This is a genomic window from Nitratireductor sp. GZWM139, assembly GCF_030068685.1.
Lineage (GTDB): Bacteria > Pseudomonadota > Alphaproteobacteria > Rhizobiales > Rhizobiaceae > Nitratireductor > Nitratireductor aquimarinus.
The window spans coordinates 95,610-122,317 of the sequence record NZ_JAMQML010000013.1; the positions used below are offsets into that span (position 1 = coordinate 95,610).

At 62.3% G+C, this 26,708-nt stretch carries 23 protein-coding genes; 2 read left to right on the forward strand and 21 right to left on the reverse strand.

What is annotated here, in order from left to right; genetic code table 11:
• Positions 1-2: 2 nt before the first annotated feature.
• Genes ubiU through NDI72_RS16200 form a run of 12 tightly spaced genes read right to left on the reverse strand, consistent with a single transcriptional unit; the run spans position 3 to position 14,931 of the window.
• Positions 3-1,001 (reverse strand): ubiquinone anaerobic biosynthesis protein UbiU, encoded by a 999-nt coding sequence (gene ubiU, locus NDI72_RS16145; RefSeq protein WP_283800961.1) that lies wholly within the window; start codon positions 999-1,001, stop codon positions 3-5.
• Positions 998-1,528 (reverse strand): ubiquinone anaerobic biosynthesis accessory factor UbiT, encoded by a 531-nt coding sequence (gene ubiT, locus NDI72_RS16150; protein WP_283800963.1) that lies wholly within the window; start codon positions 1,526-1,528, stop codon positions 998-1,000. Before ubiT ends, ubiU begins: the two co-directional genes overlap by 4 nt.
• Before the next feature lie 10 nt (positions 1,529-1,538).
• A complete protein-coding gene (gene mog, locus NDI72_RS16155) occupies positions 1,539-2,102 on the reverse strand; it encodes a molybdopterin adenylyltransferase (RefSeq protein ID WP_283800964.1) in 564 nt (187 codons plus the stop codon).
• A complete protein-coding gene (locus tag NDI72_RS16160; protein WP_206545300.1) occupies positions 2,092-2,634 on the reverse strand; it encodes a DUF2478 domain-containing protein in 543 nt (180 codons plus the stop codon). Before NDI72_RS16160 ends, mog begins: the two co-directional genes overlap by 11 nt.
• Positions 2,631-3,908, reverse strand: coding sequence for a molybdopterin molybdotransferase MoeA (locus NDI72_RS16165; protein WP_283800966.1), 1,278 nt, complete (start codon positions 3,906-3,908; stop codon positions 2,631-2,633). The genes NDI72_RS16160 and NDI72_RS16165 overlap by 4 nt, the downstream gene beginning before the upstream one ends.
• Before the next feature lie 30 nt (positions 3,909-3,938).
• The gene (locus NDI72_RS16170) at positions 3,939-4,508 is read right to left on the reverse strand and encodes a hemerythrin domain-containing protein (RefSeq protein ID WP_283800968.1); all 570 of its coding nucleotides are present in this window, start codon (positions 4,506-4,508) and stop codon (positions 3,939-3,941) included.
• Between the two features lie 10 nt (positions 4,509-4,518).
• Positions 4,519-5,436 (reverse strand): peptidylprolyl isomerase, encoded by a 918-nt coding sequence (locus NDI72_RS16175; protein WP_283800969.1) that lies wholly within the window; start codon positions 5,434-5,436, stop codon positions 4,519-4,521.
• A 4-nt stretch (positions 5,437-5,440) separates the two neighbouring features.
• Positions 5,441-6,163: a respiratory nitrate reductase subunit gamma gene (gene narI / locus NDI72_RS16180; protein WP_113155200.1), complete on the reverse strand. Its 723-nt coding sequence runs from the start codon at positions 6,161-6,163 to the stop codon at positions 5,441-5,443.
• 12 nt (positions 6,164-6,175) lie between these two features.
• Entirely contained in the window at positions 6,176-6,889 is a 714-nt protein-coding gene (narJ, locus tag NDI72_RS16185; RefSeq protein WP_283800970.1) for a nitrate reductase molybdenum cofactor assembly chaperone, read from the reverse strand.
• Entirely contained in the window at positions 6,889-8,427 is a 1,539-nt protein-coding gene (gene narH / locus NDI72_RS16190; RefSeq protein ID WP_113155198.1) for a nitrate reductase subunit beta, read from the reverse strand. The genes narJ and narH overlap by 1 nt, the downstream gene beginning before the upstream one ends.
• Positions 8,424-12,179, reverse strand: a complete 3,756-nt coding sequence (locus tag NDI72_RS16195; RefSeq protein ID WP_283800971.1) for a nitrate reductase subunit alpha — start codon at positions 12,177-12,179, stop codon at positions 8,424-8,426. Before NDI72_RS16195 ends, narH begins: the two co-directional genes overlap by 4 nt.
• A 13-nt stretch (positions 12,180-12,192) precedes the next feature.
• Positions 12,193-14,931, reverse strand: a complete 2,739-nt coding sequence (locus NDI72_RS16200; RefSeq protein WP_283800972.1) for a nitrate/nitrite transporter — start codon at positions 14,929-14,931, stop codon at positions 12,193-12,195.
• A 244-nt stretch (positions 14,932-15,175) separates the two neighbouring features.
• On the opposite strand from NDI72_RS16200, the gene NDI72_RS16205 reads away from it, so the two are divergent.
• Together NDI72_RS16205 and NDI72_RS16210 are read left to right on the forward strand one after the other, a co-directional pair.
• Positions 15,176-15,874: a cyclic nucleotide-binding domain-containing protein gene (locus NDI72_RS16205; RefSeq protein WP_206552564.1), complete on the forward strand. Its 699-nt coding sequence runs from the start codon at positions 15,176-15,178 to the stop codon at positions 15,872-15,874.
• Positions 15,875-16,401: 527 nt separating this feature from the next.
• Positions 16,402-17,655 (forward strand): D-amino acid dehydrogenase, encoded by a 1,254-nt coding sequence (locus NDI72_RS16210; RefSeq protein WP_283800973.1) that lies wholly within the window; start codon positions 16,402-16,404, stop codon positions 17,653-17,655.
• Between the two features lie 59 nt (positions 17,656-17,714).
• On the opposite strand, the gene NDI72_RS16215 is transcribed toward NDI72_RS16210, so the two are convergent.
• The 9 genes from NDI72_RS16215 to NDI72_RS16255 all read right to left on the reverse strand — a co-directional run bounded on the left by NDI72_RS16215 (position 17,715) and on the right by NDI72_RS16255 (position 26,603).
• The gene (locus tag NDI72_RS16215; protein WP_113155193.1) at positions 17,715-18,182 is read right to left on the reverse strand and encodes a YbaK/EbsC family protein; all 468 of its coding nucleotides are present in this window, start codon (positions 18,180-18,182) and stop codon (positions 17,715-17,717) included.
• Positions 18,145-19,008 carry an MBL fold metallo-hydrolase gene (locus tag NDI72_RS16220; protein WP_206547570.1) on the reverse strand — a complete coding sequence of 288 codons (864 nt, stop codon included), beginning with the start codon at positions 19,006-19,008 and terminating at the stop codon, positions 18,145-18,147. Before NDI72_RS16220 ends, NDI72_RS16215 begins: the two co-directional genes overlap by 38 nt.
• Entirely contained in the window at positions 19,005-19,796 is a 792-nt protein-coding gene (locus tag NDI72_RS16225; protein ID WP_283800975.1) for a TatD family hydrolase, read from the reverse strand. The genes NDI72_RS16220 and NDI72_RS16225 overlap by 4 nt, the downstream gene beginning before the upstream one ends.
• 5 nt (positions 19,797-19,801) lie before the next feature.
• Entirely contained in the window at positions 19,802-21,361 is a 1,560-nt protein-coding gene (metG, locus tag NDI72_RS16230) for a methionine--tRNA ligase (protein ID WP_283800977.1), read from the reverse strand.
• An 83-nt stretch (positions 21,362-21,444) separates the two neighbouring features.
• Positions 21,445-22,488, reverse strand: a complete 1,044-nt coding sequence (locus tag NDI72_RS16235) for a DNA polymerase III subunit delta' (protein ID WP_283800978.1) — start codon at positions 22,486-22,488, stop codon at positions 21,445-21,447.
• On the reverse strand, positions 22,488-23,153 hold the full coding sequence (gene tmk / locus NDI72_RS16240) for a dTMP kinase (protein WP_283800980.1): 666 nt from the start codon (positions 23,151-23,153) through the stop codon (positions 22,488-22,490). The genes NDI72_RS16235 and tmk overlap by 1 nt, the downstream gene beginning before the upstream one ends.
• Before the next feature lie 142 nt (positions 23,154-23,295).
• On the reverse strand, positions 23,296-24,423 hold the full coding sequence (locus NDI72_RS16245) for a D-alanyl-D-alanine carboxypeptidase family protein (protein ID WP_283801006.1): 1,128 nt from the start codon (positions 24,421-24,423) through the stop codon (positions 23,296-23,298).
• 174 nt (positions 24,424-24,597) lie between these two features.
• The gene (locus NDI72_RS16250) at positions 24,598-25,839 is read right to left on the reverse strand and encodes a septal ring lytic transglycosylase RlpA family protein (RefSeq protein WP_283800982.1); all 1,242 of its coding nucleotides are present in this window, start codon (positions 25,837-25,839) and stop codon (positions 24,598-24,600) included.
• Positions 25,840-26,174: 335 nt separating this feature from the next.
• Positions 26,175-26,603: a VOC family protein gene (locus tag NDI72_RS16255; RefSeq protein WP_113155187.1), complete on the reverse strand. Its 429-nt coding sequence runs from the start codon at positions 26,601-26,603 to the stop codon at positions 26,175-26,177.
• Positions 26,604-26,708: the final 105 nt, after the last annotated feature.

A 26,708-nucleotide genomic window follows, 5' to 3' on the forward strand; every position in this document is an offset into this window, starting at 1 on the left:
GCTTATCTCCACTTCTTCGTTTCGAATGCGCCCTGCGTTTCCCGGCCGCCTTCGGTGAGTTGCAGCAGACCCGCAATGTTCGCCTCCCTGCCCGCGCGAATATCGTCCACCGCATTGCGGAAGGCGGAAACGACGTTGCGCACATAGCTCTTGGAGCGCTGCCGCCCCTCGATCTTGAAGGCGTGGACGCCGGCGTCGATCAGCTCGGGCAGGAGACGTGCGAGGTTCAGGCTGACGGGTTCTTCAAAGGCGTAATAGCCTTCGGGACGATGCGGCGCCTGATAGCGCCCCTTGCAGATCGTCGGATAGCCGGCCATCTCGTCCGGCCCGAAACGGTCGATCACGTAGCCAGAGAGGCAGCTGGAGACCGCGCCATCACCCTCCCGGCGATACTCCACGTCGGCCGCCGGCGAGCACACGCCATCCATATTGGTGGAAAGCCCGGTGACGTAATTGGTCAGGCTGCAGCGCCCCTCCACCATCAGCCCGTGATTGCCGAAGATGAAGGTCTCGATCTCGCAGGGGATTTCCTGGGCGATGCGCCGGATCTCGGGGATGGTGAGGATACGCGGAAGGACCACGCGTTTCACACCGAAATTCTCGCAGTAATAGCGTATGGCCTCCGGGCTCGAAGCAGCGGCCTGCACAGAAAGGTGCAGACGGATCTCAGGGTATTTGGTGGCGATGTACCGGGCAACGCCCATATCCGCGACGATGAAGGCGTCGACGCCGATGCGCGCGCCGGTGTCTGCCGCCTCGCGCCACAGATCCACCTGGCCCGCAGGCGGATAGGTGTTGAGCGCGAGAAGCACTTTCGAGCCCTTCGCATGGGCATAGGCGACGGCTGTGTCGAGTTCGTCGGTGCTAAAATTCAGACCGGGAAAGTTCCGCGCATTCGTCGCATTGCGAAAGCCGCAATAGACGGTGTCTGCACCGGCATCCACGGCCGTGCGCAAGGCTGCCGGTGTACCGGCCGGGCACACCAGTTCTGCAAGTGTCATGTCGAGCTCCTTTGTGAACGCGCGTCCGCCCGGCTTCGCAGGAAGCCAAGCGCAAGCCTGCCTGGCGGGCCGAACAGGTCGGCCGTATCGGCGGCAATCGATCCGTCGACATCGTCGAGCGCGTTGCGCAGGCTCACCACGGCCTCCGTATTGCCTTCGATGATCAGGTCGCGGGAGAAAAAGACGGCGTCGCCATCGGCGTCTGCATCGATCAGTTCGAACAATGTGTCGAAGCTGCCCCGGATCAGCGCCTCATGCGCCGGCAGCGCCCGGCGGGCGACGGCGCGCAGCACGGGGTGTTCGGGATCCGGCTGAAGGAAGAGAGCGAAAGGCAGGTTCGTCGGGTCGATGATATAGCCTGTCTTCGTATGCGGTCCGAGGCGCTCGAAGATTGCGGGGTGCTTGCGCGAGAGGCTTTTGACGACCCGGCCGAGAAGCGGCGCAAGGAGGACTGTGAGGGCTGGAGCTGTGAGGTCGGTGAGAGGATTTGCTTTATTCAGAACTTCATGTTTATGCGAATAAGCCATTGTTCATGCTTCACTTTGGTCTGAATGCCTTGCCGGTTTCGCCCGCAGTTTCCAGACCGGGCGAACCGATCAGGTCGAGGCAATAAGGAATGGCCGGAAACACGGCGTCGAGGCATGTGCGGATCGCTGCCGGCTTTCCCGGAAGATTGACGATAAGTGTCTTTCCGCGTGTTCCGGCGGTCTGGCGTGAGAGGATGGCGGTCGGCACTTCCTCAAGACTGCGCTGGCGCATCAGCTCGCCGAAACCCGGCAGCTCCTTTTCAAGAACATCCTGCATGGCTTCGGGCGTTTCATCGCGCGGAGCGGGACCGGTGCCGCCGGTGGTCAGGATGAGCGCTGCATTCTCTTCATCACAGAGCCTCTTCAGTTCATCGCCGACACGGGCCCGCCCGTCGCTGATGATGCGAATTTCGAGATGGAAGGCAGAAGCGATGTTCTCTTGAAGCCATTCGGCGATGGCCGGGCCGCCACGGTCCTCATAATCACCCCGGCTTGCGCGATCCGATATGACCAGCGCCACGATGCTGAGGCCGGCGCGTTCATTCTCATGAGGCGGTGCGGGTTCATGCGGCATTGCGGGCATCCTTGCGCACCACATGGGTTGCGAGCCACGCGTCGATGCGCGCCGGATCTGGCTGGAGTTCCGTGTGGCACCCTTCCGTGAAGTCCTGCCAGGCCTGCGCATATTCATCCCGAACCGCCACCAGCACCGGAATGCCCAGCATGAAGGCTTCCTCGATTGCCGCGCGAAAACCGCCGCCGAGCATCTCCCCCTTGCCGAAACGGTTGAGGATCAGAAGATCCGGCTTTTCACGAACACGCTCAAGAAGCGGGCCGCACAGATCGGCCAGCGCATGCGGATCGAGCCTGCACCCGGACGACCCCTGCCCCAGTTCCTGTGAAATGAGCCAGACCGCGCCATTGCGGATGTCTTCCAGATGCATGGCCGCGCAGCAGTTTTCGGAAAGGTCGCGTTCGAGCTGGACAAAGCCTTCAACGACAATGTTCTGCGACTGCAACCGCGCGGCGGCATCCGCGAGCAGCGCGTCGATGGGATCGCCGCCGCTGAAGCGGACCGCCGCTATGGCCGGGATGGTGTTCGTCATTCCAAAACTCCTTGCACGAAGGGGAGGAAATCCAGTTCCTCGCCCGCCTCGGCATCGCCGGTTGTGGCTTCGATAATGGCCACTCCATCGGCAAAACACAGAGGATAAAGCGACGCAGACCCGCCATGGCCGATGCGCGCCAGAAGCGGCTGTCCGCGATGGGTGTGCGACACGACGCGCACCGGCACGTATTCGCGCCGTCCAAGCCTGTGGCGTATGACGCCCTCGGTGATGGCGCGCACGGGTTCGACAGGCTGCGTTGCGCGTCCCGATAGCCGCTCGACCGCCATGCGACCGAAAAGCTGGAAGCCGATCCATGCCGCCATCGGGTTTCCCGGAAGGCCGAGAAACGCCGTTTTGCCGATGCGACCGAACATGACGGGCTTGCCGGGTTTCAGGGCGACTTTCCAGCTGTCGATAACGCCACCGGCGGACGAAAACGCGCCTTTCAGAAAATCCCTGCCACCGACCGATACCGCGCCGGAGGAGATGAGCAGATCGAAGTCGCCGGCATGCCGATGCAGGAACTGGCGCGTTTCAAAGGGATCGTCCGGGAGGATGCCGAGATCGACCGGCGCGCAACCCATCTCCTGCAGCATCATCAGGAGCATGGGGCGGTTGGCATCGTGCAGTTCAAAGGCGCGTCTTTCGCCGCTGCCAGCCACCAGCTCGTCGCCGGTCGAGAAAACGCCGATGCGGGGCTGGCGATAGACGGTCACCGAGAGATACCCATTGGCTGCCAGAAGCCCGGCATAGCGCCCGCTCATCCGGGTTCCGGGCGCGACAAGGACAGCATCGCGCGCGATATCGCAGCCAGCGCGCCTGATATGCGCGCCCGGTCGCGGCGCTTTGAAGAACGCGGCGCAGCCCTGCTCTTCCGCCGTCTGTTCAAACGGCACGACTGCATCCGCATTGGCTGGAATGGGCGCGCCGGTGAAGATGCGCATACAGGCGCCCGGCGCGAGGGCTGGCGCCCCATGATCGCCCGCTGAAACCGCGCCGCTGATCGGCAGCGCATGCGGCGGTCCGTTTTCGAAATCCGCAAGACTGACGGCGAAACCATCCATCGCCGAATTGTCGAAGAATGGCATCGGGCATGACGCATGAAGTGGTTTTGCAACGATGCGCCCGGCGGCCTCAGCCAGAGGCAGGCTCTCCGTCGCGCTGGCCGGCGTCAACAGGGCGTAAAGGCGTTGACGCGCTTCGTCCACGTTGAGCATTCCAACGGCAGGGGCGTCGCAGGGACAAGAAATCGATATTGCCGCTTCACCCATGGGGGTTCTCCATAGTGCCTGATCTCTGGATCACCTGGCGCTTCCTTCCGCTTTTTCGGGGAAGGTGATCCCACGACGTTCCGCCATATGCCGGCCGATGCGCGTGAGGTCGTCCGGCTCGAGCCGGATGCGCGCCATGGGGATGACGATGGCGTTCTCCACGATCAGATGCCGGCGCTCGTTCGCCGCAAAGCGGGTGAACAGGCCCTTCCAGCCCCTGCCCTGTTTTTCCGGCGCGTCCAGCGCGCGGCACAGTTCGTCTGCGTCGAGCTTATCGGACGAGTGTTCCGCGCACAGTTCGCTGACCACATCCTCCATGCGGTCCTCTGGCAGAGCGCGCTCAAGAAGCACGGGAAAAAGATCCAGCTCTTCATCCAGAACATGAAGTCCGAAATCGCGGCGCAGAAACGCCAGAATATGCCGGGAAAGCGCGATGTCGCGCTCCCCCTCAGAGACCATCGCGTCGAGCAGATTGCAGAGCATCCGCTGCCGAAAATGATCGGCAAAGATGTAATCAAGCGGCTCGCGCAGCAGCGCCTCCGGCGGGCGCTCCTCCAGCGCCTCCACCATCAGCCTGCGTTTCTCCTCCATATGTTCCATGACATCCCCGCTACTGTACGAGAGGACTGTCCGCCGCGCCGATCTCAATGCCGGAAATGTCCGCCTTTCCGGCGAGGATCGCGATGTATTGCGCGGAAGCGCGTGACCATGACTGGGCTTCCAGCCAGGCCGCAATTCTGTCCTCGACGAGTTCGAATGGAAGTTCACGTGCCGGAACCACGCGGTCGAGTGCGATGACGTGATAGCCAAAGCGCGAAGCGACCGGCCCCGGCGCGATCTCGCCTGCCGCCATACCTTCCAGCGCCTTCTCGAATTCGGGCACGGTGCTGCCGGGCGAAAGCTGGCCGAGATTGCCGCCCTGACTGCCCGATGGACAGGCCGAGTGCAGCGCGGCGAGCGCGGCAAAGGCCGACGGATCGGAGGCCAGCGCATTGCACAGTTCCTGCGCGAGGCGATGCGCCGCGATGCGCTTTTCCTCATCGCTTTCAGGCGCGGCGATCAGGATGTGGCGGGCTTCAAACAGCGGCTCGCTCATGAAGCGCTGCCGGTTGTTCTCATAATAACGCCGGCACTCCTCCGCACCGGCGCGGGGCACGTCGAGTTCGGCCTCCAGCAGCGCATGGATGGCCGCATCGTCGGCCGAGGTGGTCCGGCCTTTCTCGTCGCGTTCGCCCTCGCCTGCAAGCCCGCGTCTTGCCGCTTCGCTCAGAAGGAGCTGACGGATCACCAGTGCTTCGGCAGCGGCGCGCAGCGCCTTTCCGGGATTGTCTGCCGGATGGTTCTGCGCCTCGCGCAGGATCTCGTCTTCGGGCACAGCCACGCCATCGACCGTGATGGCGCGGATGAGCGGCAGGGGCTTGGGCGGAACCCGTGTGTCGGGCTCCTGATAGGTGGTGTAGCCCTGCCCGTCCGGCGACGGAGCCGCCGCCGGATGATCGAGTTTGGGGTTCTTGTAGATCGTCGCCATGGTGCTACTCCGCTGCCGGCAGGCGCGTCGGCTGCGCCCGTTGATTGCGTTCGCGAACGACCTGGTAGCCGGGCCGCCAGAAGAAACCGAGCGGCACACTCAGCATGTGCACCAGACGGGTGAACGGGAACAGGAGAAGGATCGTCAGTCCGAGGAATAGGTGCGCCTTGAAAATGAACGATACTTCAGAGACATAGCTCGATGCCTCAAAGTTAAAGGTGAAGATTCCCTGCGCCCAGGACATGAACTTCACCATCTCCTCGCCGTCGAGATGCTGCATCGAAATCGGGATGGTCATGAGACCGAGCGCCAGCTGGATCCATAAGAGGATGATGATCAGCGTGTCGGTGGTGCTGGAGTTTGCACGCACCCGCGCATCGAACAGGCGGCGATGGACGAGCAGGCTTGCGCCGATGATTGCCATCACGCCCGCCACGCCGCCGGCGACGATGGCCAGAAGCTGCTTTGCCCCATGGCTGATGCCGAGCGCATCGAATATGGCGATGGGGGTGAGCAGACCGACCAGATGGCCGAAGAAGATCACCAGAACGCCCACATGGAAAAGCACCGATCCCCAGATGAGCTGCCGTCGCCTGAGGAGCTGAGAGGAGCCCGAACGCCAGCCATACTGCTCGCGGTCGTAGCGAATGGCGGTGCCCAGAATGAGCACGACCAGCGCGATATAGGGATAGATCCCGAACAGGAGTGTGTTGATATAGCCTGACATGACGGCCTCCACTCAGAGATTGGTTGCCGGCGCGGGAGCGTCCGGGCGGCGTTGATGGGCGCGCATCTGGCGTTGCAGACGGTCGGGACCGCAGGCGTTTTCACCGGCATTGCCGGCAAACGTCACGGCCTCTTCCTCCCAGATGCGGTCGAGCGCTTCGAGATCCGCCGGATCGTCTTCCGGCGTCTCAAGGAGTTCACGCACCAGTTTCGGATCGGCTTCCCCCGAGGCGAGCGCCTCCAGAACCGCAAACGCATTGGCGTAGACCGACTGACGCTTCTTTAGCCGCTCGCGCAGGACCTTCAGGATATGGCCGGTCTGGCCGAGGAGTTCCGCTGCTTCCGCGTCCGGCTTGATCGACAGATATTCGAGGAAGAGCGGCAGATAGTCCGGCATCTCCTTTGCGTCGATGGACAGGCCGTCCGCCTCATACATGGCAAGCAGATCAACCATCGCCTGACCGCGATCCCGGCTCTCTCCATGGACATGTTCGAACAGATGAAGCGACAGCGAACGCGTGCGGTCGAACAGGAACACATAGCGCTCCTGTGCGTCGTAGAGGTCGAGCCCGCCAAGATCGTCGGCCAGCCGTTCCAGAAGGCGCTTCTGGGTCCCGGTGATCCCGTCTGCGCCGGCGATGGAGGTTTTCACCTCCTGTGTCGCCGCCTGCAGGTCAGCGCTTGGATAGGACAGAAGCAGGGAAATGATTTTCAGTGCGGTTTGCATCACACGCCCTCCGAAAGTTTGCCAACCGGCGTCTGCACCGTGCGGGTGCGCTTGCCGCCGAACAGATCCGTGCCCGTGTCTTCTCCCGAGCAGCCATTGCCGAAGGTGAAACCGCAGGAGCCGCGCACGTCATATGCGTCTTCCGAGATTTCACGATGGCTGGTGGGAATGACGAAACGGTCCTCGTAATTGGCAATGGCCATCACGTGGTACATTTCCTCGATCATCTCGTTGCTCATGCCGACCTTGCCGGCAACGGCCTCGTCGATGACGCCATCGACCGTCTTGGCGCGCATGTATGTCCGCATGGCCAGCATGCGTTCGAGCGCGGAGACGACCGGTGCTTCCTTGCCGCCCGTCAGAAGATTGGCGAGGTAGCGGACGGGAATGCGCAACGAGCGCACGTCCGGCATGTCGCCATCAAGGCCGATCTTGCCGGCTTCGGCCGCAGACTGGAGCGGCGAAAGCGGCGGCACATACCAGACCATTGGAAGCGTGCGGTATTCCGGGTGAAGCGGGAACGCCACTTTCCACTCCATCGCCATCTTCCAGACCGGCGATTTACGGGCGGCCTCAAGCCAGGCATCGGGCACGCCGTCCTTCTTCGCCTGGGCGATGACCTCCGGGTCATTGGGATCGAGGAACACTTTGAGCTGCTCTTCATAGAGATCCTGCTCGTTGGGAGCGGATGCGGCCTCGGCGATGCGGTCGGCATCGTAGAGCACCACGCCCAGATAGCGGATGCGCCCGACGCAGGTTTCCGAACAGACCGTGGGCTGGCCAGCCTCGATGCGCGGATAACAGAACACGCATTTCTCGGATTTGCCCGAAGACCAGTTGTAATAGATCTTCTTGTAAGGGCAGCCCGAGACGCACATGCGCCAGCCACGGCACTTGTCCTGATCGATCAGGACGATGCCGTCATCCTCGCGCTTGTAGATGGCGCCCGACGGGCACGAGGCCACGCAGGTTGGGTTCAGGCAGTGTTCGCACAGGCGCGGCAGATACATCATGAAGGTGTTTTCGAACTCGCCGTAAATCTGCTTTTCGACGCCTTCGAAATTGTAGTCCTTCGACCGCTTGGCGAACTCGCCGCCCAGGATTTCCTCCCAGTTCGGGCCCCATTCGATCTTCTCCATCCGCTCGCCCGAGATCTGCGACCGCGGGCGGGCGGTGGGCGATGTCTGGCTTTCCTTCGCCGTCTGAAGGTGGCTGTAGTCGAAATCGAACGGCTCGTAATAGTCGTCGATCTCCGGCAGGTCCGGATTGGCGAAGAGCTTTGCCAGAATGCGCCATTTCGCGCCCTGTTTGGGCTCGATGCGGCCATTGGCCCTGCGCACCCAGCCGCCATTCCAGCGTTTCTGGTTTTCCCAGTCCTTCGGATAGCCGATGCCGGGCTTGGTCTCGACATTGTTAAACCAGGCGTATTCAACGCCCTCGCGGTTCGTCCAGACGTTCTTGCAGGTGACGGAGCAGGTGTGACACCCGATGCACTTGTCGAGGTTCAGCACCATGCCGATTTGCGCGCGGACTTTCATTCTGCCGCCTCCTTCTTTTCGCCGGTTTCGCGGTAAGGCCCTTCCATCCAGTCCACCTCCTCCATCTTGTGCACCACGACGAATTCATCGCGGTTGGAGCCGACGGTGCCGTAATAGTTGAAGCCGTATGCCTGGTGCGCGTAGCCGCCGATCATGTGCGTCGGCTTGGTGATGGCGCGGGTCACCGAATTGTGGATGCCGCCGCGCTGGCCGGTGATCTGCGACCCCGGCGTGTTCACGATCTTTTCCTGCGCGTGATACATGTAGACGGTTCCCTGTTTCATGCGCTGGGAGACCACGACACGCGCCACGATCGCGCCGTTGACGTTGAAGACCTCGACCCAGTCATTGTCGACCAGACCCGCCGTCTTCGCGTCTTCCTCCGAAATCCACACGACCGGACCGCCGCGATTGAGCGTCAGCATCAGGAGATTGTCGGAATAGGTGGAGTGGATGCCCCATTTCTGGTGCGGCGTGATGAAGTTCAACACCACCGAAGGCTTGCCCTTCGACTTCTCCGCGATCATCGGATTGATCGACTTGGTGTCGATAGGCGGCCGGTAGACGCAGAACGCCTCACCGAAGGCGCGCATCCACAGATGGTCCTGATAGAGCTGCTGGCGGCCGGTGATGGTGCGCCAGGGGATCAGCTCATGCACATTGGTGTAGCCGGCATTGTAGCAGACCTTCTCCGATTCAAGTCCCGACCAGGTCGGTGAGGAGATGATCTTGCGCGGCTGGGCCACCACATCGCGGAAGCGGATTTTTTCGTCTTCCTTGGGCAGCGCCAGATGGGTGTGGTCGCGGCCCGTGTTCTGGGACAGCGCATCCCAGGCCTTCACGGCCACCTCGCCATTGGTTTCCGGCGCGAGCATGAGGATCACCTCGGTCGCATCGATATCGCTGTCGATGCGCGGACGCCCCTTCGTTGCGCCCTCCTCCGTAACGACGCCGTTGAGACGGCCAAGGGCCTCCACCTCGTGCTCGGTGTTCCACGAAATGCCCTTGCCGCCATTGCCGAGCTTGTCCATGAGCGGCCCGAGCGCGGTGAAACGCTTGTAGAGGTTCGGGTAATCGCGCTCGACCACGGCGACTGCCGGCATGGTCTTCCCCGGAACAGGCTCCACCTTTCCGGTCTTCCAGTCCTCCACCTCGAAGGGCTGGGCAAGCTCGCCCGGCGTGTCGTGCAGGATCGGCACCAGAACAACGTCCTTCTCCACGCCCAGAACCTCGGGCGCGACTTCGGAGAATTTCCTGGCGATGCCCTTGAAGATGTCCCAGTCGCTGCGCGCCTCCCAGGCCGGGTCCGCCGCGCTTGAAAGCGGGTGGATGAAGGGGTGCATGTCGGACGTGTTGAGATCGTTCTTCTCGTACCAGGTCGCCGTCGGCAGAACGATGTCGGAATAGACGCAGGTGGTCGACATGCGGAAGTCGAGCGTGACCAGAAGGTCGAGCTTTCCTTCAGGCGCGGTCTCGTGCCAGACGGCCTCGCGCGCCCTCTGCCGCCCTTCTTCGCCCAGATCCTTGCCCATGACGCCATTCGCCGTCCCGAGCAGATGTTTCAGGAAGTACTCATGCCCCTTGCCCGAGGAGCCGAGCAGGTTTGAGCGCCAGACGAACAGGTTGCGCGGCCAGTTGGCCGGATCGTCCGGGTCTTCGCAGGACATCTGCAGATCGCCGGACTTGAGCTGCGCCGCGACGTAATCCTTGGCCTCCTGACCAGCCTCGCCCGCCGCCTTTGCGACATCCAGCGGATTGGTCTTCAGCTGCGGGGCCGATGGCAGCCAGCCCATGCGCTCGGCGCGGATGTTGTAGTCGATCAGTGTCCCGTCCCACGGGCCTTCCGGCGCGGTCGGCGACAGGATCTCGTCCACCTTCAGCGTTTCATAGCGCCACTGGTCCGTGTGCGCGTAGAAGAAGGAGGTCGAGTTCATCTGCCGGGGCGGACGGCCCCAGTCGAGCCCGAAGGCGAGCGGCAGCCAGCCGGTCTGCGGGCGCAGCTTCTCCTGTCCCACATAATGGCTCCAGCCGCCTCCGGACTGGCCGACGCAGCCGCACATGACCAGGAGATTGATGATCCCCCGGTAGTTCATGTCCATGTGGTACCAGTGGTTCAGGCCCGCGCCGAGAATGACCATCGAGCGGCCATTGGTCTTTTCGGCATTGAGCGCGAACTCACGGGCGACCGTGACGATGTGATCGCGCGGCACGCCGGTGATCTTCTCGGCCCAGGCCGGCGTATAGGGCGCTTCATCGTCATAGGATTTCGCGCAGCTATTGTCGCCCAACCCCCGGTCGAGCCCGTAATTGGCGACGAACAGGTCGAACACGGTTGCAACCAGCGCCTCTCCGGAAGCGAGCGTGACCTTTTTGGCGGGCACGGCGCGTTCGAGAACGCTGTCATGGTCCGTGCCGGCGAAATGATCGTGCTCGCGATTGCCGAAATAGGGGAACGCCACATTGGCGACCGTGTCGCGGTCGGCATCGAGGATCAGGCTCATTTCGAGCTCGACATCCTCACCCTTGCCGTCCTTGCTCTCCAGGTTCCACTTGCCCTTCTCACCCCAGCGGAAGCCGACGGAGCCGGCCGGCGCGACGATCTTGCCCGACTTGCGGTCAATTGCGACGGTCTTCCATTCGGGATTGTTCTTCTCGCCGAGCTTGCCCCGGAAATCGGAGGCGCGGAGCAGCCGGTCGGGCACATAACGCCCGTCCTTCTCGACAAGCCGCACCAGCATGGGCATGTCGGTGTAGCGACGGCAGTAATCCTCAAAATACTCCGCCTGCCGGTCAAGGTGGAACTCGCGCAGGATGACATGTCCCATGGCCATGGCGAGCGCGGCGTCGGTGCCCTGCTTGGGATGCAGCCAGATGTCGGAGAACTTGGCCGCTTCCGAATAGTCCGGCGACACGACCACCGATTTTGCGCCCCGGTAGCGCACTTCCGTGTAGAAATGGGCGTCCGGCGTGCGGGTCTGGGGCACGTTGGAGCCCCAGAGGATGAGGAAGCTGGAATTGTACCAGTCGGCCGATTCCGGCACGTCCGTCTGTTCACCCCAGGTCATGGGAGATGCCGGCGGCAGGTCGCAATACCAGTCGTAGAACGACATGCAGGTGCCGCCCAGAAGCGACAGATAGCGCGAACCCGCCGCATAGGAGACCATCGACATGGCCGGGATCGGCGAGAAGCCGATCACCCGGTCGGGACCATGGGTGCGCGCCGTATAGGCGTTGGCTGCGGCGATGATCTCGTTGACCTCGTCCCAGCTTGCCCGAACGAAGCCGCCAAGACCGCGCACCTTGGTGTATTCGGCGCGCTTGGCCGGATCCTGCTGGATCGCCGCCCATGCGCCGACCGGCGTCTTCACCGCCCGTTCGCGCCGCCACAGTTTCAGAAGCCGCGAGCGCACCAGCGGATATTTCACCCGGTTGGCCGAGTACATGTACCAGGAGTAGCTGGCGCCGCGCGAACAGCCGCGCGGCTCATGGTTGGGCAGATCGGGCCGCGTGCGCGGATAGTCGGTCTGCTGCGTTTCCCAGGTGACGATCCCGCCCTTCACGTAGATTTTCCACGAGCAGGAGCCTGTGCAGTTCACGCCATGGGTGGAGCGCACGATCTTGTCGTGCTGCCAGCGCTTGCGGTAGGCGTCCTCCCAGTCACGGCTTTCATTGGTCGTGACGCCGTGACCGTCGGAGAAGGTTCCCGTGTTCTTCCGCGCCAGGAAGTTGAGACGGTTTAACAGATGTGACATCGCTTGGTCCTTTTCAGCTTGCTGGCACGGTGCTGGCTGGCCGGGTGTTTCCGGCCCGCTCAACGGCATGCAGGAGCCCGCCTTTTCGCGTGTAGAAGAGGTAGGTGAGGCCCATGCAGACCACGTAGAAGATCAGGAAACCCCACAGGGCCATTTCGGGCCCGCCGGACATGGCGATCGAGGAGCCGTAGGCTTTCGGGATGAAGAATGCGCCATAGGCTGCGATGGCCGAGGTGAAGGCGATGATGGCCGCCGACTCGCGCTCGGCCTGTTTGACCGAAGCATCCTTGTCGAGCTCGGGCATCAGCCGCGGGATCTCGAGCCGCATGATCGAGGGGATCATCTGGAAGGTCGACGCATTGCCCACGCCCGTCAGGAAGAACAGGGCCATGAAGCAGGCGAAGAAGCCCCAGAAATTGCCGCCCGTGCCGTTCAGGGGCAGGAACTGCAGCACACCCCAGACCGCCACGATCATGCCCGCAAAGGTCCACAGCGTGACGCGTCCGCCGCCATACCGGTCGGAAACCCACCCGGTGCCCGCCCGCGAGAGCGCGCCGACCAATGGGCCGAGGAAGGCGTAGGAGAGCGCATTCACCTCAGGGAACTGCGTTTTCATCAACAGCGGGAAGCCGGCCGAATATCCGATGAAGGAGCCGAACGTGCCCGTGTAGAGAATGCACATCACCCAGTTGTGGAACCGCGAGAAGATGATCGACTGTTCGGCGAACGAGGCGCGCGCGGAGGCGATGTCGTTCATGCCGAGCCATGCGGCGATGGTCGAGACGATCAGGAACGGAACCCAGATGAATCCCGCATTCTGGAGCCACAGCATGGTGCCATCGCTGGCCATCTGGCCATCGCCGACCGCGAAGGCGAATGCGCCTGTCGAGATCACCACCGGCACCAGGAACTGCATGACGCTGACGCCGAGATTTCCAAGCCCTGCATTGAGCGCAAGCGCATTGCCCTTCTCCGACTTCGGGAAGAAGTAGGAGATGTTGGCCATGGAGGAAGCGAAGTTGCCGCCGCCAAGACCGCACAGAAGCGCCAGGACCAGGAAAATCAGGTAAGGCGTTTCGGGGTTCTGCACCGCATAGCCGATGCCGAAGGCCGGGATCAGGAGCGAAGCGGTCGACAATGTCGTCCATAAGCGCCCGCCGAAGATCGGCACCATGAAGGAGTAGAAGATGCGCAGCGTTGCGCCCGAAAGCCCCGGCAGAGCCGCCAGCCAGAATAGCTGATCGGTCGTGTAGTCGAAGCCGATGCTCGGCAGCTTGGCCACCACCACCGACCAGACCATCCAGACCGAGAAGGCCAGAAGCAGCGCGGGAATGGAGATCCAGAGATTGCGCCGGGCAATCGCCCTGCCCTTCTCGTTCCAGAAGGTTTCATCGTCCGGACGCCAGTCTTCGATCACGCCGGCCATGCCGCCATGCTTGTCTTTCTCATGGATCGGCTGCATTTCAGGCAGTTCGGGCAGCGCGCCGAGTTCGCGCGACAGCGCCGTCTTCTCCATCTGGCGGATCGAGAAGTGCATCCAGACGAGCGACACCGCGACGATGCCGAACAAGAGCATGAAGCAGGTGGTCCACACGCCCGTCATGTCGAGCAGAACGCCGAAGGTGATCGGCAGAACGAAACCGCCAAGACCGCCGATCATGCCGACGAGACCGCCGACAGACCCCACGTGATCGGGATAGTAGACGGGAATGTGCTTGTAGACCGCAGCCTTGCCCAGCGACATGAAGAAGCCCAGAACGAAGATCAGCAGGATGAAGGGCACCAGGCTCAGGCTGGTCGAGAAGGTGATCGGCCCGCGAATGCCGTGGATGATGTAATCCGTGTCCGGATAGGACAGCATGAAAGTCGTCACCAGCGCCACGCCGAAGGTCCAGTACATGATGCGGCGCGCGCCATACCGGTCGGAAAGATGTCCGCCATAGGCGCGGAAGATGGAGGCCGGGATCGAGTAGAAGGCGGCGATCATGCCGGCCGTCTTGATGTCCAGTTCATAGACGCCGACCAGATAGCGCGGCAGCCAGAGCGCGAGCGCGACGAAGCCGCCGAACACGAAGAAATAGTAGATCGAGAAGCGCCAGACCTGCAGGTTCTTGAGCGGCTCGAGCTGCATGAAGGTGCCGCGCGCCTTTGCGCCGGCTGCCCGCCTGGACTTCAGGTCCGGATCATCTTCGGTTGTCAGCCAGAACACGATGGCCATGGCGACCAGAACGGCGGCCCAGACCTGCGCAACCATGGTCCAGCCAAAGGCCACCATGACGAAGGGCGCGACGAATTTGGTGACCGCCGCGCCGACATTGCCGGCGCCGAAAATGCCGAGCGCCGTGCCCTGCTTTTCCTTCGGATACCATTTCGACACATAGGCCACGCCCACGGCGAACGAGCCGCCGGCAAGACCGACGCCCAGCGCCGCCAGAAGCATTGTCTCATAGGTCGTGGCGTAGGAGAGCGCGAATGTCGCGGCGGCTGCCGCAAGCATCGTCAGGACATAGACGATGCGCCCGCCATACTGATCCGTCCAGATGCCCAGGAAGATACGGGACAAGGAACCGGTCAGGATCGGCGTGCCGGCAAGCAGACCGAACTGCGTGTCGGTCAGGCCCAGATCCTCTTTGATCTGAACGCCGATGATGGAAAAAATGGTCCAAACGGCAAAGCACACGGTGAAAGCCAATGTGCTCATGCCAAGAATTGTGTTTTGCTGTCGGGGAGTGACCCCTTGGAGGGAACTCATGTGTCCGCCCTTTCCTCACAAGCGGCACGCGCCGCTCCGATGGCTATAACGGGGCGAGTTTCGGGGCATTCCTTCGAAGAAGTTTGATGCAGATCAAACTTCTGGAGCACGGGATGGGAAATAAGACGCTGCGGGAAATGTTTCGGCAGCAGGGGTGCAGCCATCAAGTTTGACGGCCGGGCCAGCAAAATGACAGACTGACTTTTATCAATCGCGCGATTGATAATTATCAAAAGGGGGATACATGCGGCCTTCAGATATTCCGGAGATCCGAGCGCTGCGCCTCTTCAAGAGCATGTCGGATTCGGCTTTTGAGGCGCTGATTCAGGCCGCTTATCTGCAAACCTTTCCCGCCCAGCTCGAACTGATCCGCGAAGGTGATCCGGCGGACTTTCTCTATGTGGTCACCGAGGGGCGCGTTGAGCTTTTCGCCCGCGCCAACGGACGCGAGGCCACGATGGGCATGGTGCATCCCATCGGCACCTTCATTCTGGCGGCCGTGCTGAAGGATGCCGTCTATCTGATGTCGGCGCGCACCTGCCAGAAGTCCAAGGTTCTCATGATCCCGGCGGAGAATGTTCGGGCCGCGTTCGAGGCGGACGACGCCTTTGCCCGCGCCATCGTTGTCGAGCTTGCGAGCTGTTACCGCTCGGTCGTCAAGGAACACAAGGATCTGAAGCTGCGCAGTTCCGTGGAGCGTCTGGCAAACCGGCTGTTGCGTTACCACGCCGACCAGGGCGCAAACGGCACGCTTGAACTGCCCTATGACAAGCGCACCCTCGCCTCGCTTCTGGGCATGACGCCGGAGAACCTGTCGCGTGCTTTCAATACGCTCAAACCCTATGGCGTGCAGGTGAAAGGCACCGAGGTCACGCTGTCTGATCTCGACGGGCTGACGACGCTTGCCAAACCCAATATTCTGATCGACGACCGCACAAGCTGATCGTCCTGCTCTCGATTTGCGCAAGATGCTGCGAATTCCTGTTGCATCCTTCGCAACATTCACTAGTATCCGGTGCGTAACCCTGCTCCTTGTTTGATTGTTCGAGAGCCTCCACCGCATGCGTTTCACACCCGGAAAATCGAGGGACCGCGTTCGCTTCTGCAACCACGCGGGTAGCCTGATCGCAAGCATCTAGCCCTGGCGCGGTTGCAAGACCGTCGACCGGGGGCCGGAAATCCAAACCACCTGAAATTTCGGTTCTGATTTCCGGGTCCGCCACCGACGACCCGGTGGAGTTGCATAAAGTGTTCACGACCATGGAAAGCCGTTTCCCCACGGCTCGCAGCATCGTTTTCATGCGCCCGCATCGCGTCGCGCGCAGTTCCCCGACAACGTCCCACGCAGGCTTGATCCCCGATCGGCGAAGGCACGCCCTCGCCGTGCCGCAACGGGCGTTTTTCATCCCGGCGTAGCACTCGCGCCTTCCCCAAATCCCCCAGATCCAAAAGTCATTCGGAGTACCCATCATGCGCGTTGTCGTGCTTGGCGCCGGCGTTGTCGGTGTAACCTCAGCCTACTATCTCGCCCAACAGGGCCATGACGTCACGGTTATCGACCGCCAGGAAGGCCCGGCGCTGGAAACCAGCTTTGCCAATGCCGGCGAGATTTCGCCCGGCTACTCGTCGCCATGGGCCGGCCCCGGCATGCCCTTCAAGGCCATCAAATGGCTGATGATGAAGAATGGTCCGCTGGCGATCCGCCCGCGCCTCGATCCGGTCATGTGGTCCTGGCTCTTCAAGATGCTCTTGAACTGCACCTCGGCACGCTACGCGCTCAACAAGTCGCGCATGGTGCCCATCGCCGAATACAGCCGCGACTGCCTGCGCGCACTGCGCGCCGAAACCGGCATCACCTATGATGAGCGCAGCCAGGGCCTGCTTCAGCTTTTCCGCAAGCAGGAACAGCTCGACGGCATCGGCAGCGACATTGAAATCCTGAAACAGTTCGGCGTGCCTTTCGAGGTGCTCGACCGGAATGGCTGCGCCGCGGCTGAACCCGCACTGGGCGCGGTGAAGGAGAAATATGTCGGCGGTCTGCGGCTGCCGGGAGACGAGACGGGCGACTGTCAGGTGTTCACCACACGGCTCTCGGAACTGGCGGCCTCCTCGGTCGATTTCCGCTACGGCGTGTCGATCAAAAACCTCGTCAGGGACGGCGCGCGGGTGACCGGTGTCGAGACGGATCAGGGACGCTTCGAGGCCGATGCAGTTCTCGTCTGTCTCGGCAGCTATTCACCGGCGCTGCTGCGGCCGCTCGGCCTCCACATCCCGGTCTATCCGGTCAAGGGCTACTCGCTGACTGCCAAGATCACCAACGAAGCCGGCGCGCCGGTCTCCACCGTCATGGACGAGACCTACAAGATCGCCATCACCCGGCTGGGCGACCGCATTCGTGTCGGCGGTACGGCGGAAATTTCCGGCTTCGACCTGTCGGTGCCGGAATCGCGCCGCCGCCCGCTGGAATTCTCCGCCGGCGATCTGTTCGGCAATGGCGCGAACTTCTCCGACGCCACCTTCTGGTCCGGTCTCCGCCCGATGACGCCTGACAGCCCGCCCATCATCGGCGCGACGCGTCTCGACGGGCTTTACCTGAACACCGGCCACGGCACGCTGGGCTGGACCATGTCCTGCGGTTCCGGGCGCGTGATCGCCGACATCATTTCCGGCCGCAAGCCCGAGATCGACACGAACGGCCTCGGGATCGAGCGTTACGGGCAGTGATCGGGAAAAGGGCGGGCGCCGGTGAGGCCCCGCCCTTTCAATCTTCCTGTGCTCAAAACTCAGGCGATGTCGGCGCGCTTCACTGAAGCCGCGTCAAACAGAGCGCCGGGCATCGCGGAAAACACCGCGTCATGCGCGCCGGCGGCTGCCCACACCACATCATAGCCGAGCAGGCTTTCATCACCGAAGCGCAGCACGTCGTCCGGCTGACCGAGAGGCGACACACCGCCAATGGCGAAACCCGTCACCTCGCGGATATGGCGCGGGTCGGCCCGCTTGAGCGCTTCGCCCACCAGCGCCGACGCCTTGTCGAGCGCCAGCTGACGGCTCCCGGAAACCAGAAACAGATAGAGCTTTCCGCTCTCTTCACCCTGAAAGATCAGGGATTTCACGATTTGCGCCACGCTGCAGCCGCACTGGGCCGCCGCCTCTTCGGCGGTGCGGGTGGATTCACCCATGCGCTTGACTTCGATCTCCAGTCCGGCGGCCTCAGCCGCCGCCTGCACCCGCCTGATGCTCTTGCTCATCGGTCTTCTCCCCCTCCTCCATGGGTATCTCGATCACCATGCCATCGAAACCGGGTTCGACATGATCCGGCGTCTCGCGCAGCACGGTCTCGTAATCGAGTGGAATGTGCATATGCGTGAGCACTGCGCGCCTTGGCGAAAGCCGCTCGATCCAGCCAAGCGCCTCCTCCAGCGAGAAATGGCTCGGATGCGGGCGGTATTGCAGGGCGTCGATGACCAGAACATCCGCACCGGCGATCAGCGCAGGCGTCTCTTCTGGAAACTGGCTGACATCGGGACAGTACGCCAGCCCGCCGATGCGATAGCCGAGCGAGAGAATGTCGCCATGGATTTGCGGCAGCGGCTGGAATGTCAGCGGCCCGCCCGCGCCATTGATGGAGAAAGGCGCTTCATGGCTGATCGGGTGCGCCTTCAGGATCGGCGGATAATTGCTGCCGGGCGGCGTCTCGAAACAATAGCCGAAGGCTTCGATCAGGCGCTGGAGCGTGGGCTTGTCGGCGTAGACATCCATGAGATGGCGCTGGTTCATGACGAAGCCGCGCAGATCATCTATGCCGTGAATATGGTCCGCATGGGGATGCGTGTAGACGGCGGCGTCCAGCCGGTCGACGCCTGCGGAGATCATCTGCTCGCGAAAATCGGGGCCGGTGTCGATGACGACGCGGGTGATGCCGCCGCTCGCCGAAACGCGCTCCACCATCGCCGCGCAGCGGCGGCGACGGTTTTTCGGATTGGCCGGATCGCACGCGCCCCAATCGCCGGTGATGCGCGGCGTTCCCGGAGAGGAACCGCATCCCAGGATCGTCAGGCGCAGCAGATCGCTCACCGCGCGGCAGCGTCCCGCGGCGCTTTCTTGAACAGGCGGAAGAAGTTTTCCGTGGTCAGGTTGGCCGTCTCGGCATCGGAAAGGCCGATGGTTTCGGCCAGAACATGCGCCGTGTGTGCGACGAAGGCCGGCTCGTTGCGCTTGCCTCGATTGGGAACGGGCGCGAGATAGGGCGCATCCGTTTCCACCAGAAGCCGGTCATGCGGCACGGTCGCGGCGATGTCACGCAGCGCCTGCGAGTTGCGGAAGGTTAAAATGCCGGAGAAGGAAACATATCCGCCAAGCTCCACGCCGGCCTTTGCAAGACCTGCCCCCGAGGAGAAGCAATGCAGGATGAAGGGAAATGCGCCCCTGTCCGTCTCCTCGCGCAAAATGGCGATCATGTCGTTATCGGCGTTGCGGGCATGAATGACCAGCGGCAGGCCGGTTTCACGCGCCGCCGCAATGTGCGTGCGAAAACCCTGCGCCTGTGCTTCGCGGGGAGCCTTGTCGTAAAAATAGTCGAGACCCGCCTCGCCGATGGCCACCACCTTGGGGTGCTGCGCCAGACGCACGAGCTCTTCTGCCGTTACATCAAGTTCCTCATCCGCATTGTGCGGATGCGTGCCCACGGAGCAAAGAACGTTATCGTGAGCTTCTGCAATTGCCAGAATCCGGTCGAACTGACGCACGCGCGTCGAGATCGTGACCATGAGGCCGACGCCGGCCTCGCGCGCGCGCTCCATGAACGCGGCGCGATCCTCGTCGAAATCCGGAAAATCCAGATGACAATGGCTGTCCACCAGCATTGGCGTCAGGCTCCCTCGCTCTCCGGCTTCGGCTCCACATAACGCGGGAAGACCGGCTGCGGCGCGGGCAGTTCACTGCCGGAAACGAGCGCGTTTTCATCCGAAAGATGCGCGAAGGAGCGTGCATCCGCCGGAACGGCCAGAAGGTCGAGCAGCTTTTCGGCGGAGCCCGGAATGTAGGGCTGGCAGAGGATCGCCACGCGACGCACCAGCTCGGCGGTCGTGTAGAGCACCGAATGCATGCGCGCAGGATCGGTCTTCTTAAGCGCCCAGGGCTCCTGCCCCGCAAAATAGCGGTTCGCCTCGGCAACAACGCCGAAGATTGCGCCCAGAGCCTGATGAAGCGCCTGCGTGCTCATCGCCGTGCGTGCAGTGGCGAGTGCCTCGTCGGCGCTGGCGAGAATGGCCAGATCGGCTTCGCCGAGCGCGCCCTTTTCAGGAACCTTGCCGTCGCAGTTCTTCGCGATCATGGAAAGCGAACGCTGGGCGAGATTGCCCAGATCGTTTGCAAGATCGGCATTGGTGCGGTTCACGATCGCATCATGGCTGTAGCTGCCGTCCTGACCGAACGGAACCTCGCGCAGGAAGAAATAGCGCACGGCGTCGAGGCCGTAATGCTCCACCAGCGTGAACGGATCGACGACATTGCCGACCGATTTCGACATTTTCTCACCGCGGTTGAACAGGAAGCCATGCGCAAAAACGCGCTTGGGCAGCTCGATGCCAGCCGACATCAGGAATGCCGGCCAATAGACCGCATGGAAGCGCACAATGTCCTTGCCGATCATGTGCACATCGGCCGGCCAGTAGGACCAGCTATCGGCATCCGTGTCCGGATAGCCCGCAGCGGTGATGTAGTTGGTGAGCGCATCCACCCACACATACATCACGTGCTTCTCGTCGCCCGGCACCGGAACGCCCCAGTTGAACGTGGAGCGCGAGATCGACAGGTCCTTGAGGCCGGAGCGAACGAAGCTCATCACCTCGTTGCGGCGCTCGGACGGGCCGATGAATTCCGGATTGGCTTCATAATGCGCCAGGAGCTTGTCCTGATAGGCGGACAGGCGGAAGAAATAGGTCTCTTCCTCGTTCCATTCGACCGGCGAGCCGAGCGGCTCGCGGCGAACGCCATCTTCACCGACGGTCGTTTCGCTTTCGTCGAAATAGGCTTCCTGACGGACGGAGTACCAGCCCTTGTAGCTGTCGAGATAGATGTCGCCATTGTCTGCCATCTTCTTCCAGATAGCCTGACAGGCGCGGTGATGGCGCTCTTCGGTCGTGCGGATGAAGCCATCATTGGAGCCGCCCATTGCGGCGATCATCTCGCGGAACACGGCCGAGTTGCGGTCGGCGAGTTCCTGCGCGGTGATGCCTTCCTTTTCGGCGGTCTGCTGCATCTTCAGCCCGTGCTCATCCGTGCCCGACAGGAAGAAGACATTCTTGCCGTCGAGACGCTGAAACCGCGCCATCGCGTCGGTCGCGATCACGGTATAGGCGTGACCGATATGCGGCTTGCCATTCGGGTAGAAAATGGGAGTCGTGATGTAAAAGCTATCGCGGGCCATTTGGCAGAGAGTCCAGAGAATGCATTGTTTGATGACGCCCAGATAGCGCATCGGCGAGGTGCATGCCAGCCCAAGCGGCCGCTTCAGGCATTGAATGCGGCATTAAGCTTCGCGGCGAGCCCGGCGGCATGCTGTTTTCGGTCGAGATTGTAGGTCTCGGCGTCGCGAATTGTGGTTGTGACATCGTCCCAGAGATCGGCAGCGGCGGCAGCGCCACGCGCATCACCGGCCGCAGCAAGCGCCACGGCGCGCTCGTTGATCATGTCAAGGACAGTGCGGTTGAAGATCGAGAACTGCACGTCGCGGTCACGCCCGTTGACCGCGTCACCAAGCTTCAGCGCTTCGGCCGCATCGAAATTGCGCCCCGTAGCGAGCTTTTGCAGCACATCGGCGATTTCCGCACCGCCGAACTGCGACAACAGGATCGCATTGCGCACACTGCCCTGCGCGCGCGCCGCGATCTCCTCATCGCTGCCACCTCCATCAGCGCCAAGACGGCGCAGAAGCCCGGCAAGCTCCGGCGTTTCCAGAGGCTGAAGACGCACGATCTGGCAGCGCGAACGGATGGTGGGCAGGAGCCGTCCGAGCGAATGCGTGATCAGCACGAAGAGCGTGCGCGGCGGCGGCTCCTCCAGGCTCTTGAGCAGGGCGTTGGCGGCGCTGATGTTCAGATCGTCGGCGGGATCGACAATCACCACGCGGTAGCCGCCATCATGCGGCGTCAGCGAAAGGAAGCGATGGATCCTGCGGATCTCGTCCACCGTGATCACCGTCTTGAACTTCTTGTCGCGCTCAACGAAGGGACGCGTCAGATGGAGCAGAGACGGATGCGCATCCTGCGCCACCAGCCGAAACACCTGTCCGGTGGGATCGGGCGGCGAAAAGCGCGGTGGCGCGGTCTCCGGCTGCGGGTTCGAAAAAAGATGGTTGGCCAGATGAAAGGCGAGCGTCGCCTTGCCGATGCCGGGCGGACCAGCGAACAGAAGGCCGTGATGCAGTTTGCCGGCGCGGTAGGCCCCTGCAAGCATTTCTGCAGCGCGCTCATGGCCGACGAGTATGGGGTTCTCCGACGGCTCGGGAATATCCGGCAGACTGTCGAAGCGTTCAGGCGCGGTGCGTTCGAACATTACGCCTTGCTCCTTTTGCCAGACGACTGGGCTTCGGCCATCGCGAGACTGACAGTGCGCAGGATGGTTGCTGCAACCTTCTCCGGATCGGCGTCCGCATCGATGACCACGCAGCGCTGCGGTTCGGCCTTGGCGATTTCCAGAAACGCCTTTCTGCGGCGGCGGTGGATCGATAGCGTTTCCTTCTCGAAACGGTCGGGCGTATCGTCGCCACGCCGCGCGGTTGCCCGGCGCAACCCCTCTTCGGGATCGATGTCGAGAATGAGCGTCAGATCCGGCTTCATGCCGTTGACCGTCACGCGTTCGAGATTGGCCATGAAGTCGGCGTCCAGATTGCCGGTCACGCCCTGATAGACACGCGAAGAATCCAGAAACCGGTCGCAAAGAACAACCGCGCCGCGCGCGATGGCTGGCCGGATCACCTGCTCCACATGGTCTGAACGCGCCGCAGCGAAAAGGACTGCCTCCATGGCCGCGCCGAAAGGCTCGGCAGCGCCCGACAGGAGAACGTGGCGAACGGCTTCGGCGCCCGCAGAACCACCCGGCTCGCGCGTGACGATGACGTCGTGCCCCGCTTCACGCAGGCTGGCCGCAAGTCCTTCGATCTGCGTCGATTTTCCGGCCCCCTCGCCTCCCTCGAATGTAATGAAGAAACCGCGAGACAAGAGACCTCAATCCTTTCAGTAAGCGCCTGCCGGCTCCATTGCCGAACACGCTCCTACTTAGGCGCTCGTTTCCCGCAGGTCCATGCTGAACTGACATTGCGACAGGCTTTGTGGATGGCGGACGGGTGATACGTCGCCGCGCTCAGGAGCGATACCGGCGCATCCAGCCGGTCAGAAGCTCGCCGACGGCATCCAGCGCGCGGTCCGGCAGCCCACCCACGGCAATGCTTTCGGCCGCATAGAGCGGCGTTTCCTGGCTGAGCGTGTCGCCGATCCAGACCTTGAGTGTGCCGATGCGCTGCCCCTCTTCCACCGGAGCCGGGATCGGCCCCTGATAGACGATGCGCGCACGCAGGCTGTCGGCATTGGTGATGGGGCGGAAGATGGCCACAGGCCCCTTCGCGCGCACCGCAAGCTCGCCCTTGGCTCCGCCAAATACGGAGACGTTGCCGATGGTTTCACCTTCGTCGAAGATATCCATGCGCTCGAACGCCCGCACGCCCCAGTCCAGCATCTTGCGCGCTTCTTCGGCCCGCTCGCTCTCGGTCTCAAGCCCGCTCATCGCCATGAAAAGCCGGCGGCCATTGCGGCTGACTGAACCGACGATGGCGTAGCCCGAGGCTTCCGTAAAACCGGTTTTCAGCCCGTCCGCGCCAATATCCATGCGCAGGAGCGGGTTGCGGTTGCGCTGCAGGATCTTGTTCCAGGTGAAGGATTCCTGCGCGTAATATTTGTAGAATTCCGGATATTCCCGCCAAAGATGGGTGGCGAGCGTCACCAGATCGCGCATGGTGACATGCTGACCTTCGGCGGGCAGCCCGCTCGAATTCACGAACACCGAATCCGTCAAGCCGATCTTGTGGGCGCGCTCGGTCATCAGACGCGCGAAATTCTCTTCGGACCCCGCCATGCCTTCCGCGATGATGATGCAGCCATCATTGGCCGACTGGACGATCACGCCCTGGATCAGCGCCTCGAGCGGCACGGAGGATTTGATCTCGGCGAACATGGTCGACGTGCCCGAAACGGCCCCGCCCGTGCGCCAGGCGTGTTCGCTCACATAGAACGCATCGCTCATCGAAAGCCGTCCGCTCTTGATGGCGTTGAAGACGACTTCCATCGTCATCAGCTTGGCGAGCGAAGCCGGGGGTATTTTCTCGTCCGGGTTCTTGGAGAAGAGGACCGTGCCCGTGTCCGCATCGATCAGAAAGGCCTGTCTGGCCCGGGTTTCGAACAATTGGGCGAATGCCGCCTGCGACCCGAGAAACAGAAGACAGAAGGCGAAAACAAGCGATTTATTGAGCGTAGAGAACACCGACCATGCACCATACCAGAACCCCACCAGGGAGACTCTAGCGCTGCTCAGCCGGCGGGATCAACCGCGGTAATACAAATTTGACGAAATGGTTATGGGCCGGGGGCGCCGCGCCGGCGCCCCGATCATTCAGCGGACGATGAAAGCGTCGGCTGCGCCTGCATTCCAGGCGGCCTGCAGCACCTGGTCGATGGAGCTCTGATCCTGCGGCGTGACGGCGAGCGTATAGTAGAGCGTGCCGGCATCATCCGAAACGGTTTCGAACTTCAGCTGACCAAAGCCCGCGAGCTTCTCTGCCTGCGCCTTGGCCTCGGCCTCAGACTGCCAGGTGCCGACATTCACGAAGGCCAGCTCGTCCGAAGCGCCCTGCCCGGCTGCGCCGGGCTGCTTCTGCCGCCACCAGCGCGCCACGTCCTGCGACTGCAGATCGCTGCGCAGCACATTGTCAAACGCGCCAGCAGCCGCGCTCACGCGCTGATCGGCATAAGAGAGGAACGCCACGTCACGCTCGACGCCGTCCATCGGCAGTGAATCCGGGCGGTCGGGAACCAGCGGACCGGAGGTTGGCAGGGTGAAGGAGCCGGAAGACGCGGCAATCGGCTGCTGCGGCGTCAGGCCCGGCTGGCTCGCAAATGCGTCGCGCGCCTTGACGCCTGGAAGCGTCGCCGTCGGCGTGGAGCCGTTCATCGCGATCATCACGCCGGTCGGCAGACCGTCGGATGGATCAGGTGCTGCGCCGCCCGGACGGTAGGACGCCATGAGATATTCGTCGTCGCGTCCTTCGAGCGGCGCCGGGCCGACATATTCGACCTTCACCTTTGCCACGCCGGCGCTCTGGTAATCGAGCAGCTGGGCCGCACGCTTCGACAGATCGATGATGCGGTTGTGCGCGAAGGGACCGCGATCGTTGACGCGGACCAGAACGGAGCTGCCATTGTCGACATTGGTGACGCGCGCATAGCTGGGCAGCGGCATGGTCGGATGCGCCGCAGAAAGATGCGTCATGTCATAGGTTTCGCCATTGGCCGTGAGCCGGCCATGAAAGGCGTCGCCATACCAGGAAGCCGCGCCGACCTTTTCATAGTCGGGGTCTTCCTTGGGATGATACCACTTGCCCTTGATCTGATAGGGCTTGCCCACCTGACGGCGGCCACCGCCGCGCTTCAGGTTGGAGCTTTTCATGGAAACGCGCGGGCTTGCCTGAACGCCGTATTCGGACTCGGCGAAATATTCCTTGGACTTGGTCTTGTTGACAGCGACCTTCGGGGTCGTGGACGAGCACGCCGAAAGCAATGCGGCACAGGCTGCAAAGGCAATGGCGGACGACAGGCGGCGAACCGCAATGCGGTGCACAACAATCTGAAAGCTCATGCGTCCGCGTCTCCCCCGGACATCGAAATCCCGTTCATGGTCGCGAGATATCCCCACTCGTCAAAAAATGCAGAAACAAGGCGTTCCGGTTTCTACAACTCAGGATGCCCTCCGCACCCCTAGCTGAAATGCATTAGCAAGTTGTAAATCATTTATGGCAGCAAAACGGCAGAATTTCGAATTTTTGCCAAAACATTACTACCATTGCGTGTGTTATTAGACTGACACGGTTTCAAATGTAAACCCCGCGTGCATCCGGCAACGCCGATCTGCTGTGCGGGCGCGGTTTCGGGGCACATTCGAATCGCCGCATCGCGCGGTGAGCCAGCGCAGCGCTAGAATTCGATCACCACCGATGGCGCACTGCGCTCTGCCTCGCCGTGGAACACGAATTCGATGTTGTTGCCATCCGGATCGAGCACGAATGCGGCGTAGTAGCCGGGATGATACGTCCTTTCGCCGGGCGCACCGTTGTCGCGTCCGCCATGCGCCATCGCGGCCTGATAGCAGGCATCCACCATGGCGCGGTCCCTTGCCTGAAAAGCCAGGTGATGACGCCCCGTCAACACGCCGAGCGCTGCGGGGCTGTCCGCCGAAGACACCACCAGTTCGTCAGCGAAGAAGAAATCGGCATTCGTGCCGATGATCGGAATGTCGAGCACCTCCAGAACGGCCGCGTAAAAGGCATGGCTTGCCTCAAGATCGCGCACGACGAGCTGGATGTGGTCAATGAGCCGGCCACGATGCAGTTGCTGGGTTTCCATGGTTGGGCTCCGTGTGGAATGAGGCTCGGTTCGCTTCCTGCGCTGACGGATAGCATAACTTTGGGGATCCTGCGTGCTGGAACCTTGGGCTTTGGCGACGCAGAA